Origin of the sequence: Glycomyces endophyticus, from assembly GCF_039531525.1 — a bacterium.
Taxonomy (GTDB): Bacteria; Actinomycetota; Actinomycetes; order Mycobacteriales; family Micromonosporaceae; genus Glycomyces; species Glycomyces endophyticus.
The window spans coordinates 1-11,946 of record NZ_BAAAQF010000019.1; the positions used below are offsets into that span (position 1 = coordinate 1).

Here is an 11,946-nt window from a genome sequence, read left to right on the forward strand (position 1 = left end):
CCGCGGCCCGACCGGGCCGCGGGGCGCCGCCGGCGTCTAGCGGGGCTTGGGCGCGGCCGTGCTCTCGCGGAGGACGAGCCTGGGGCGCTCGGTGGAGTGCCGGCGGGCGTCGGTGCCGTCGATGGCGTTGCGCAGGAGCTGGAAGCCGCGGCGGCCGAGGCCGGCGAAGTCCTGCTCCACGGTGGTGAGCGGCGGGCTCCAGAGTTCGGCGAGGGGGTTGTCGTCGAACCCGGCGACGGAGATGTCGGCGGGGATGCGCAGGCCCGCTTCGGTGATGCCGCGCATGACGCCCATCGCGATCTCGTCGTTGCCGCAGAAGACGGCGGTCACGGCGGGGTCGGCGGCGAGGGCGCGGCCGATGGCGACGCCGCTGCGCGGGTCCCAGGTGGCGTCGACGGCGGGCGGCACGTCGGCGCCGGCGCGGCGCAGGGCGCGGCGCCAGCCGGTGGTGCGGCCGTCCGTTCTGCGCGAGGGCGGCACCCGCACGTGGTGGACCGTGCGGTGGCCCAGGCCCAGGAGGTGCTCGGTGAGCTCCTCGGCCGCGGCGGCCTCGTCGAGGACCGCCTGCGGGAGGCTCGCCTCACGCACGCCCGAGAGCGCGACCACCGGGAGGTTCCCGGGGATCTTGCCGAGGGCGGCCACGCCGGGCGGGTCGAACTTGAGGACCGCGACGCCCGCGAGCGGCTGAGTCAGAGTCGCCTCGATCGCGCGGTCCACTTCGTCCTCGTCGGCGGACTCGACCACGGTGATCATCACCGTGTACCCCTCGGCGCGGGCGGCGATCTCGATGCCGCGGATGGTCTCGGCGTACCCGTAGCGGGAGGTGTTCCCGGCGATGATCGCGATCGTCTGCGGTTTGCGGGAGACGAGGGCGCGGGCGGCGGCGCTGGGCCGGTAGCCGAGGTCGGCGATCGCGGCCTCGACGAGCTCGCGCTTGGCCGGGCTCACCTTCGCGGCTCCGGTGAGGACGCGGGAGACGGTGGGCACCGAGACGCCCGCCCGTGCGGCCACATCGGAGATCGTCGGGTTGCCGGCCATGCTCAACTCACCGCCTCGCTCGTGCGGGTCCTCATGTCGCCGCTCCGCTGGTACTGGTCCTCATTTCACCGCTCCGCTTGTGATCCCGGAGATGATCCTGCGCTGGGCGACCATGAACGTGATCAGCAGCGGCAGGCTCATCAGGATGATATAGGCGAAGATCAGGTGCCAGTTCTGCAGATACAGGCCCGCGCTCGCGACCTGGTACAGGTTGAGCGGCAGGGTGTCGATGCGCCCGCCGATGACGAACAGCGCGTAGAACACGTCGTTCCAGATGTACAGGCAGATCAGAATCGTCGCCGTGGCGAGCACGGGCCGCAGCAGCGGCAGGATGATCCTGACGAACACGCGCACCGGCCCGGCGCCGTCGACGCGGGCGGCCTCCTCGAGCTCGTGCGGGATGGTGCGCACGAACCCGGTGACGAAGAAGATCACCGTCGACAGGTACATCCCCATGTAGACGCCGATCATCCCGAGCGCGGTCCCGGCGAGGCCGAGTTGGCGCAGCAGGAGCACGATCGTGACGACCGCGGGCGGCAGCACGATCCCGGAGATGCCGAGCGCGTAGATCGCCGCGGAGAGGCGCCCGCCGCGGCGGCCGAGGATCCACGCGGCCATCGAGCCGAGGACGAGGACACCGACGACGGCGGGGACCATGACGAGGAGGCTCCCGAAGAACGCCGAGGGCATCCGCCCGTCGGCGAAGACCGTCGCGAAGTTCTCCCACAGCCGCCATTCGGTGGGCGCCGACAGGTTCGGGTCCAGGGCCTCGCCCTGGTCCTTGCCGGCGGTGGCGACCACGAGCCAGAACGGGACGCCGAGGACGGCCGCGGCGGTGAGGACCGCGGCGATCGGCTGGCCGGGCCGGGGCCGCCGGCGCGGCGCGCGGCGCGCGGCCGGCTGGGTGAGCGCAGTGGTCACAGGACTTCCTCTCGCTTGCGGAGGTACCGGATGACGGGGAACGCGAGGACCGCGACCATCAGGAACAGCACCAGGCTCATGGTGGTGGCCTGGGCGAACAGGCCCTGCCCGAACGTCCGGAAGATGAAGATGTTCAGCAGCTCGGTGGTCCCGCCGGGGCCGCCCTCGGTGGTGGCCTGGACGATGTCGAAGCCGTTCATGGAGCCGAGGAGCGCGGTCGCGACGTTGAACGTGACCGCGGGCGCCAGCAGGGGGAACCGCACCGAGCGGAACATGGTCCACCGGCCGGCGCCGTCGAGGCGGGCCGCCTCCATGACGTCCTCGCTGATGGTCTTGAGCCCGGCCAGGTAGATGAGCATCGACAGGCCCATCCACTTCCAGGCGTGGACGATCGCGACGACCACGATGGTCCACGTCGTCGACCCCAGCCACGGGATGGACACCTCGGAGCCGGTGAACCAGCCGATGATGCCGTTCAGCGCCCCGTCGGGCTTGAGGAGCGCCTGGAAGATGTACCCGACCGCCAGCGCGGACATGACGACCGGGACGAAGAACGCGACCCGCACGGCCCGGTTGACGGCGGTGTCGCGTTCGAGCAGGAGCGCGAGGCCGAGTCCGAAGAGGTTCTGGAAGACCGCGACGAGGACCGCGTAGACGAGCGTGACCTTGAGGGAGTTGAGGAGCGTGCCGTTGGTGAACAGGGAGGTGAAGTTGTCGGTCCCGGCGAAGTTGATGGCGCTCTTGAAGCTCGACCAGTCCGTGAACGCGTACACGAAGTTGAACAGGGTCGGAACGAAGAAGAACACGACGAGGACGGCCAGGGCCGGGACGAGGAACCACAGCGGGTGGTCGCGGCGGTGGGAGCGCGGGACTCCGGTTGCGGTGGTGGCCATGAGTACTGCCTTTCCGGGGCGGGGCGCCGGCCATGCCGCCGGCGCCCCTGCGGGGACGGTCTAGAAGCCCTCGGCGCCTTGCGCCTTGGCCAGCTCGGCGAACTGGGCCTGGGTCGCCTCGGCGACCTCGGCGGGCGTCTTGGTGCCCTGGATCATGTCGGCGAGGTAGATGTACAGGTCGGGGTTGGCGATGGCAAGCGCCTGCATGGACCCGGCGGCGGTGCCGACGGCCTCGGAGGCGGACAGGAGCGCCTCGGGGACGTCGGCGGGCGTCTCGGTGCCGGTCTGGAGCGAGACGGTCGACTGGGCGTTCACGAAGTCGCCGTAGCCGTCGCCGAGCCAGTAGGACAGGAGCTGGCGGGCGGCGGACTCGCGCTGCTCGTCGCCGGTCTTGAAGGCGACGAGGGCGTTGGACTGGTCGGGGATGAACGTGCCGGTGGTGCCGGACGGGGAGATCGGGAAGAAGCCGATCTTCTGGTTCAGCTCCTCGGTGTCGGCGAGGGACTGGAGCTGGCCGAAGAAGGAGTTGACCTGCATGACCATGGCGGCGTCGCCGGCGAGGAGCGCGGCGCCCTGGTCCTCGAAGGTCGCGGTGGCGATGTCCTCGTTGAACAGTCCTTCGTCGATGAGGGCGGCGTACTGGTCGATGGCGCCCTGGATGGTCGGGTCGGTGAAGGCCTCCTCGCCGGCGTTGACGCGGTCCCAGAGGCCGTCCTCGGCGGCGTCGGCGAGCTGGACCTGCACCCACCACTGGGTGGCCCAGCGGTCGGCGCCCATCTCGTAGAAGGGGGTGGTGCCGGCGGCCTTGAGGTCGCGCGCGGTCTGGAGGAAGGCGTCCCAGTCGGCGGGGGTCTCGGTGATGCCGTTGGCGGCGAAGACCTCCTTGTTGTAGTAGACGCCTTGGACGGCGGGGGTGGTGACGAGGGCGGCGTACCGGGTGTCGTCGAGGATGCCGGTGATGTCGCGGAGGGCGGGGTCGTAGGCGTCGAGCCAGGGAGCGCCGTCGAGGGACTGGAGGTTCTGGCTCGCGTTGAGGGCCGTCAGCTGGGAGGCGGTGGGCTGCCAGAAGGCGAGGTCGGGCTTGTCGCCGGTGGCGACCTTGGTCTGGACGCCCTGCTCGTAGGGGTCGGGGATGGTGACCACTTCGACTTCGGCGCCGGTGAGGTCCTCGAAGCCGGCGATGACGCTCTCGGGCACGGTGTTGGAGTTCTGGGCGGCCCAGATGGTGAGGGTGGTGCCGGTCAGGTCGGCGTCCTGGGCGGGCCAGTCGGCGGGGCCGGTGGCGGTGTCGCCGGCGCCGGGGTCGGAGCACCCGGCGAGGGTGACGGCTCCGGCGGCGGCGAGCGCCAGCGCGGTGCGGAATCCGTTCTTCATTGAAACTGCTCCTTAGTGCTTCGAAGGGTTGTGGCTGGTGGTGAGGCGCAGGGTCCGGGCGGCGGTGGCGGCGCCGCCGGCCTGCACGGTGAGGGTGCCGGCGGCGGCGTCCCATTCGGTCTTCCACTCGGGGAGGTCGGCGGGGAAGACGGTGGCGACGTCGACGTCGTGTCCGGCGAGGTGGGGGAAGTGGAGTTCGGTGGCGGCGGGTCCGCCGCGGCGCCAGACGGAGACGAGGTCGCCGGCGGGGGTGCGGAGGGCGAGGGCGGTCCAGGGGTCGGTCCAGCCGGGGAGGCCGGCGGGCCAGTGGGGGCGGCCGGCGGCGATCTCGGCGCGGAGGGTCTTGGCGGTGGCGACGGCGGCGGCGACCTGGTGGCGCTGGCGGTCGCTCATGCGGTTGAGGTGCCCGGAGACGTAGTAGCGGCCGAGGAGGCCGGTGACGAGGCAGAAGGCGACCTCTTCGTCGTCCATCTCGGGCTGGGGGTAGGCCCAGTTGGCGGCCTGCTCGGGGAGGAGGGAGAGGGGCGCGGCGGCGGCGATGGGCGGGAACTTGGTGAAGTCCTGCTGGTCGGAGGTGGACTGCATGGCGAGGCGGGAGAGGAGGGCGTAGTCCTGGCGCATGGCGCCGGAGGAGCAGTTCTCGACGACGAGGCCGGGGTGGCGGTCGAGGAGGCCGTCGAGCCAGTCGAGGTGGGCGCGGTTGTGGCCGAGGAGGCCGTCGCCGACGCTGTGGGCGTCGTGGTCGGTGCCGGGGCCGGGGTTGACGTTGTAGTCGAACTTGAAGAAGCCGATGCCGAACTCGGCGACGAGGCGGTCGACGACGCCGTCGAGGTGGCGGCGGGCGGCGGGGTGGCGCAGGTCGAGGTGGTATCGGTGGTGTTCGACGAGGCGGCGGCCGTGGCGCTGGAGGAAGGCCTCGGCGGGGAGGGTGTCGGCGACGGGGCTGCGGACGCCGACGACCTCGGGTTCGAGCCAGAGGCCGGGGGTCATGCCGGCGTCGCGGATCGCGTCGACGACCTCGCCGAGGCCGCCGGGGAAGCGGGTGGTGGAGGGCTTCCATTCGCCGACGGTGGGCCACCAGTCGCCGCTGTCGTCGTACCAGCCGGCGTCGATGCAGAAGGTCTCGGCGCCGGTCTCGGCGGCGGCGGTGATGAGCGGGAGGAGCTTCTCGGTGGTGGGGTCGCCGTTGAGGGTGTTCATGTAGTCGTTGAAGACGACGGGCATGGCGGCGTTGTCGGGGTGGGGGCGGCGGGCGGCGCGGCGGTGGTCGGTGAGGGCGCCGAGGGCGTCCTCGAAGTCGTCGCCGGCGGCGATCGCTGCGGGGACGGTGGTGAAGGCGTGGCCGGGTTCGAGGCGGCGGGTCCAGGAGGCGTCGGCGTCGGTGGGGCCGGCGAGGCTGAGGTAGCCGCCTTCGACGTCTTCGCCGAGTTCCCAGCGCCAGGCGCCGTTGTGCTCGATCTGCCAGACGAGGGCGAGGCGGGCGGCTTCGGACTCGACGCCGCCGACGGGGAGGTGGTGGCCGGTGGACCAGGTGCCGTCGGAGGTGGCGGACCAGTTGCCGCGGGGGTTCTGGTGCGTGAGTTCGGAGGCGAGTTCGGGGAAGTCGCGGCCGCGGAGGGGGTCGACGGTCCAGCGGCCTTCGCCGAGCCAGTCGTTGACGCCGTGGAGGCGCCGCCAGGAGTCGAGGGCGCCGGGGGCGGGGGCGGTGAAGCCCATGGTCCAGGTGGCGGCGGCGCGGAGGACGACGGGGCGGTCGAGGGCGCGGAGTTCGAGGCGGGCGCGGATCGCGGCGGGGGCGGCGTCGCGGATCTCGAGGACGGTGGCGGCGGCGAGGCCGTCGCCGGTCTGGCGGAGGACGAGGCGGCGGCCGCCGTCGAAGGCCTCCTCGGTGTGGGAGGCGTGGCGCAGGAGGGCGCCGAGCTCGGTGTGGGCGAGGCGGTCGGAGGAGGGGAGGTGGCCGCGGTCGGCGGTGAGGACCTCGGCGACGGGGACGGGGTGGACGGGGAGGTCCCGGCCGTCGCGCACGATCCCGGTCACGCGCACCGGGGCGTCCTGGCCCCACTCGAACCGGAGTGCGAGTCGGTCACTGCCCCAAGCGAACTGTTCGGCCACGATGCCCCTTGTCTCGGTGGTGGGATCGGACTTCCGGGGTCCGGGAGTCTGATATCGATTTCACTCGGTACCCTAGCCCGATCTGATATCGATTTCAAATCTCGTCTTGAAATCGTTATCAAAATTCGGTACGGTCGGGCTTCGGATCTACGGATCGACCCCTGTCAATGACGAGAGGACCGAGAGATGAGGAGACCGATGGCAACTGTCGCTGCCGCGGCGGTCGCCGCGACGGCCGTGACCGGCCTCGCGAGCACCCCAGCGAGCGCTCAGGACACCGAGGTGCTCGCCGTGGACTTCGCCGAGCGCACCGGCGAGTTCCGCGGCGGCGCCTCCGGCACGCTGTACGGCTTCGGCGACGAGGGCGCCCCCACCCAGGCCGTCATCAACGGCGCGCACATCACCAACTCGTCGCAGAAGGCCCCCTACGGCACCCAGCACCCCTCCGGCGACGCGATCAAGATCGAGGACGGCTTCTTCGACAAGCACGGCGAGGACCTGTACATCTACGTGCAGGACTACTACCCCGACTGGCCGTACAACGGCGGCCGGCGCCCCGGCGACGACCGCGCCTACGACCAGGCCGACGGCACGTACACCGAGGAGCCCAACGGCGTCTGGGACTTCCTGGAGGTCACCGAGTTCGTGGCCGAGGCCGTCGCCACCGGCTCCGACCGCCCCCAGGACTACGTCTTCATCCCCTACAACGAGCCCGACGGCGGCAACTGGTACCCCGACTGGGCGACCCAGCAGGAGCAGTTCCTCGCCGACTGGCAGGCCGCGTACGAGAAGATCCAGGAGGTCTGGGACCGCCACGGCCTCGGCCACGCCCGCATCGGCGGCCCCGGCGACACCCGCTGGCAGCCCGAGCGCAGCGCCGACCTCCTGCGCTTCGTCAAGGACCACGGCTCGCTGCCGGACGTCTTCATCTGGCACGAGCTGGGCATCGACAACCTGGCGACCTACCGGCAGAACTTTGCCGACTACCGGGCCCTGGAGCGGGAGCTCGGGATCGACCCGATCCCGGTCAACATCACCGAGTACGGGATGCTCCGCGACATGGGCGTCCCCGGGCAGCTCGTCCAGTGGCTCGCGATGTTCGAGGACACCAAGGTCGACGCGCAGGTCGCCTACTGGAACTACGCGGGGAACCTCTCCGACAACTCCGCCCGGCCGGGCGGCGCCAACGCCGGGTGGTGGATGTTCAAGTGGTACGGCGACCTCGCCGGGTCGCAGACCGTGGCGGTCACCCCGCCCGAGCTGAACGCCGTCGACACCCTCCAGGGCATCGGCGCGATCGACGAGGCGAACCGGCGGGCCACGGTCCTGTTCGGCGGCACCGGCTCCGACGTCACGCTCGACCTGAGCGGCCTCGACCGCTCGGTCTTCGGGAGCAGGGTCGACGTCGAGGTCCGCGAGGTCGCGCTCAACGGCGCCGAGGGCCTCACCGACACCCCGCGCGTCGTCACCGCCGCGAACGGCGTCGCACTCGACGGCGGCGCACTCTCCCTCGACGTCCCGGTGTACGACCGGTACGCCGGGTACCAGGTGGTCATCACCCCGGACGGCGCCCGCGACGTCGAGGCCGACGCCGCGGCGCAGGCCTGGACCGCGTCGATCGAGGCCGAGGACATGGCCCTCACCGACGCCGTCGTGTACACCCAGGACCCGCAGGCCAACGGCGGCTGGAAGTTCCTCGCCTCCGGCGGCCGGGACGTCGGCTCCTTCAACAAGGCGACCTCGCGCGCCGAGTTCACCGTGGACGTGCCCGAGGACGGGACCTACCGGCTCCAGGTCACCGGCGGCGCGCCCGGCGTGCCGGGGCGCCACGCGCTGTTCGTCGACGGTGCCGCGGCCGGCACGATCCAGTACGCGGCCGACTTGGCGCTCAACGCGAACAGCCGCTGGCAGTACCGCGGCAGCGCCGAGGTCCTGGTGGACCTCGCCGCGGGCGAGCACCTCCTCTCGATCCGCTCCAGCGAGGACGGCTCGACCGTACTCCCGAACTCCGACATCACCCTGGACAAGGCGTCGCTGACCTCGGTGGCGACCGAGTCCACCGTGTACCCGGCCGCGACGTTCCGACTCGAGGACGGCGCCTCGCTCGACTGGGCGAGCGGCGGCGACCGCGGCTCGGCGGCGCTCGCGGGCGAGGGCCGGGCCGACCTCTACGCCAACGCGATGGAGACCGGCTACTACGACCTGCACGTCGACTGGTCCTCCGTGAAGGCGTCCTCGGTCGAGGTCGTCGTCAACGGCGAGCCGACCGCGGAGCTGACCGCGAACCGCAAGGGCAAGTGGCGGTCCAGCGCCACCGTGCACCTGGTCGAGGGGATCAACGAGATCGAGCTCCGCTCCCCCGACGGCGCCACGGTCCGGTCGCTGACCACCGTCCGCGACCGGGCCGCCGACGCCGCGGCCGTCTCAATCGAGGCCGAGGACGCCGTCCTGCTGGGCTCGGCCGCGGTCACCGAACTCGCCGACGCGACCGGGTCCAACGCCTCCGGCATGGCCTACGTCGGCTGGATCGGCGGCGGCGAGGCGAACGCGATCGAGATCCCCCGCGACGGCTTCGCCGCACCCGGCGACTACGACGTCACCGTCTACTACGCCAACGCCGAGCTCTCCGGCGACCACGACTACAACCCGCAGGTCGTCGACCGCCTCCTCCAGGCGACCGAGGCCGGCGCGGAGGTCGGCCACGCCTACTTCCGCTACACCTACGCGTGGGACAGCTTCTTCCAGCGGTCCTTCCCGGTCACCCTGGCGACGGCCGACCAGCCGCTCCGCCTCGGCAACCCGGACGCGTGGGCGCCCAACCTCGACCGCATCGTCATCTCCCCCAGGGTGATCGGCGACCCGACCACCGCACGCCGCTAGCGCCGCACAGGGTCCCGGACGCGCCGCGTCCGGGACCCTATGTCGCACCTCACGCGACCGGAACTTGACCTTGACATAGGTGTCAAGGTTGGAGGCTTCTGGTCATGACGACGACACTTCACCCCGATCCGCAACCGCCGCAGGCGTCCCGAGCCGAGCGGCTCCCGCTCTCGCCACTGCTGGCGCTCGCCACGGCCGCCTTCATCGCGATCCTCACCGAGGCGCTCCCGGCCGGCGTCCTGCCTGAGATGGCCGCGGGCCTGTCGGTGAGCGAGGCGGCGGCCGGCCAGACCCTCACCGTGTACGCCGTCGCCACCGGCGTCTCGGCGATCCCGGTCATGGCGGCGACCGCGGCGTGGCCGCGGCGGCGGCTCCTGCTCGCGGCCGGCCTGGTCTTCGCGGCCGCGAACCTCGTCACCGCGGTCTCGGCCTCGTACGCGCTGACCATGGGCTTCCGGCTCGCGGCGGGCGTGGCGGCCGCGGTGGTCTGGGCCGAGCTCGTGGCCTACGCCCGCAGGCTCGCGCCCCCGCACCTGCAGGGCCGCGCGATCGCGCTGACGATGGCGGGCGTGCCGCTGGCGCTCTCGCTCGGGATCCCGCTGGGCACGTTCCTGGGCGAGTGGATCGGGTGGCGGGCGACGTTCGGCCTCGTCGCCGCGGTCTCGGCGCTCCTCATGATCTGGATCCGCGCCTCCGTGCCCGAGTCCCCCGGCAGCCGGCCCGGCGCGCGGGAGCCGATCCTCGCCGCGCTGCGGCTGCCCGGCGTCGTGCCGGTCCTGTTCACCGTCGCCGCCTACGTGCTGGCCCATAACATCCTCTACACGTACATCGCGACCTTCCTGGCGGCCAACGGCATGGACGCCCACCGGGAGTCGGTGCTGATGGTCTTCGGCCTCGCCTCGGTGGCGAGCATCGTCGTCACCGGGGCGATGGTCGACCGGCGGCTGCGGCGGCTCACGATCGCGAGCTCGGTCCTGTTCCTGGTCGCGGCCGCGATCCTGACGGCGCTCGCGCACGAGCCGGTCCCGCTGTTCCTGGCGGTGGTCCTGTGGGGCCTGGGCTGGGGCGGCGTGCCGACGCTCCTCCAGACCGCGGTCAACGACGCGGGCGGCGACCGCGGCCAGGCGCTCCTGGTGACCACCTGGAACACCTCGATGGCCGCGGGCGGCGCCGTCGGCGGCGTCCTGCTCAGCCTCCTCGGACCGGCCTCCTTCCCCTGGGGCGTCCTGGCGCTCATGGTCCCGGTGGCGGTGGTGGTGATCGCCGCCAAGCGTCACGGCTTCCCGGTGCGCAGGCCCGAGACCGAAGCCTGACCGAACGGGGCCGCGGCGCGGCCGCGGCCCCGTCTACTCGGAAGCGAACCGGCGGCGCAGGGCCGCGACGTCGTCCTCGGTGAGGCCGTTCGCGGTGAGGAGCCCGGTGAAGCCGCCGTGACCGGCCTCCAGGACGGCCAGGCAGGTCGCCATGGCCTCCACCGGGGCGCGGCCGAGGATCGGCGGGAGTCCCCTCGTGTCGAACGCGAAGGCGTCGCCCACCGTGGCGACCATCGCCACCACCTCGCGCATCGCGGCGTCGGTGCGGCCGTAGTCGGCGGCGATGTCCTCGGCGTCGCAGCCGAGGAGCTCCAGCACCGCGGCCACGGCGACCCCGGTCCGGTCCTTCCCGGCGGCGCAGTGCACGAGCGTCGGGCCGTCGTGGGCGACCAGCCGCACGACCTCCACCAGCCGCTCGGCCGCGACCACCGCCAGCGCGGCGTACCAGCGCCCCAGGTCCTCACCGGTGGTGATGCGCCGCAGCGGTTCGGGGTCGATGACGTCGCCGCCGAGCGGCAGGCGGTGCACGCGCACGGTGTCGGGCAGGCCGGTCCAGGGGACGCGCCCGGCCTCGGCCTCGGTGCGCAGGTCGACGATGTCGCGCACACCGAGCCCGGCCACGATCGCGGCGACCTCCTCCGGGGCGAGGGCGCCGGGCTGGGCGGAGCGGTAGAGCTGCCCGGCGCGCAGGCGCTCGGCGGGGTCGCGCAGGTTGACGAACATGGAGGGGTCCTTCCGGAACTCGGCGTTGACCCTCACGATGATCCGGCACCCGCCCGCGGGCGCGTGCGGCGGATCAGCCGGCGGGGCGGAACGCCGGGAGTGCGACGGTGCCGGGGTCGAACGCGTACGCGGCGGGGCTGCCCTCGATGCCGAAGCCGAAGAGGGCCAGGAGCGCGGCCTCGCCGAAGTCGAGGGGGTGGAACGGGAGGGGGTAGTCCTCGTCCACGGCGTGGTCGCCGTTCCAGAAGGGGGCCTCGAAGGTGAGGGGGTCGCCGAGGTCGTCCATGACGCCGGAGTCGGGGGCGAGGCTGATCGAGCGGCGGATCTCGCCGTGCTCCCAGACGGCGACGGCTCCGAAGTCGACGACGCTGTGCATGAAGACGCCGTGCGCGTCGCCGCCGGGGGCCACGGCGCGGATCCAGTCGGTGATCGTGCCGGGCCGGTCGGGGCAGATCTCGGCGTAGCCGACGAGCGCGGTGTGCTCCCCCGCGCCGACGCAGATCGTGCCGCGTTCGGGCCAGACGCCGCCTTCGGCGAGGGTGCGCGCGCCGGCGGGCGCGACGGGTCCGCCGAGGATCGTGGCGGCGAGGGCGGCCGAGCGTTCGGGGTCGAACGCCGGGCCGCCGGCGAGGGCGTGCGCGGGGATGCCTCCGCCGAGGTGGATCAGTCCGGCTTTCGCCCCCATCGCGTGT

The 11,946-nt window shown here is 72.6% G+C and carries 9 protein-coding genes; 2 read left to right on the forward strand and 7 right to left on the reverse strand.

Going from position 1 to position 11,946, the window contains the following annotated elements:
* Positions 1–36: 36 nt before the first annotated feature.
* From ABD419_RS19505 to ABD419_RS19525, 5 genes are all read right to left on the reverse strand, one after another.
* Positions 37–1,038 carry a LacI family DNA-binding transcriptional regulator gene (locus ABD419_RS19505; protein WP_344489866.1) on the reverse strand — a complete coding sequence of 334 codons (1,002 nt, stop codon included), beginning with the start codon at positions 1,036–1,038 and terminating at the stop codon, positions 37–39.
* Positions 1,039–1,098: 60 nt separating this feature from the next.
* Complete coding sequence (locus ABD419_RS19510) at positions 1,099–1,890, reverse strand: carbohydrate ABC transporter permease (protein ID WP_344490224.1); 792 nt, start codon at positions 1,888–1,890, stop codon at positions 1,099–1,101.
* A gap of 65 nt (positions 1,891–1,955) precedes the next feature.
* Positions 1,956–2,852: a carbohydrate ABC transporter permease gene (locus ABD419_RS19515; RefSeq protein ID WP_344489868.1), complete on the reverse strand. Its 897-nt coding sequence runs from the start codon at positions 2,850–2,852 to the stop codon at positions 1,956–1,958.
* Between the two features lie 60 nt (positions 2,853–2,912).
* Positions 2,913–4,226 (reverse strand): ABC transporter substrate-binding protein, encoded by a 1,314-nt coding sequence (locus ABD419_RS19520; RefSeq protein WP_344489870.1) that lies wholly within the window; start codon positions 4,224–4,226, stop codon positions 2,913–2,915.
* A gap of 12 nt (positions 4,227–4,238) precedes the next feature.
* A complete protein-coding gene (locus tag ABD419_RS19525) occupies positions 4,239–6,338 on the reverse strand; it encodes a glycoside hydrolase family 36 protein (RefSeq protein ID WP_344489873.1) in 2,100 nt (699 codons plus the stop codon).
* A 198-nt stretch (positions 6,339–6,536) separates the two neighbouring features.
* Here ABD419_RS19525 and ABD419_RS19530 point away from each other — a divergent pair, with 198 nt between their 5' ends.
* Together ABD419_RS19530 and ABD419_RS19535 are read left to right on the forward strand one after the other, a co-directional pair.
* On the forward strand, positions 6,537–9,218 hold the full coding sequence (locus tag ABD419_RS19530) for a hypothetical protein (protein WP_344489876.1): 2,682 nt from the start codon (positions 6,537–6,539) through the stop codon (positions 9,216–9,218).
* 104 nt (positions 9,219–9,322) lie between these two features.
* Positions 9,323–10,531 (forward strand): MFS transporter, encoded by a 1,209-nt coding sequence (locus ABD419_RS19535; RefSeq protein ID WP_344489879.1) that lies wholly within the window; start codon positions 9,323–9,325, stop codon positions 10,529–10,531.
* 33 nt (positions 10,532–10,564) lie between these two features.
* Here ABD419_RS19535 and ABD419_RS19540 read toward each other — a convergent pair whose 3' ends face one another.
* Positions 10,565–11,254, reverse strand: a complete 690-nt coding sequence (locus tag ABD419_RS19540) for a tyrosine-protein phosphatase (RefSeq protein WP_344489881.1) — start codon at positions 11,252–11,254, stop codon at positions 10,565–10,567.
* Positions 11,255–11,327: 73 nt separating this feature from the next.
* Positions 11,328–11,939: a DUF6928 family protein gene (locus ABD419_RS19545; RefSeq protein ID WP_344489884.1), complete on the reverse strand. Its 612-nt coding sequence runs from the start codon at positions 11,937–11,939 to the stop codon at positions 11,328–11,330.
* Between the last annotated feature and the right edge of the window lie 7 nt (positions 11,940–11,946).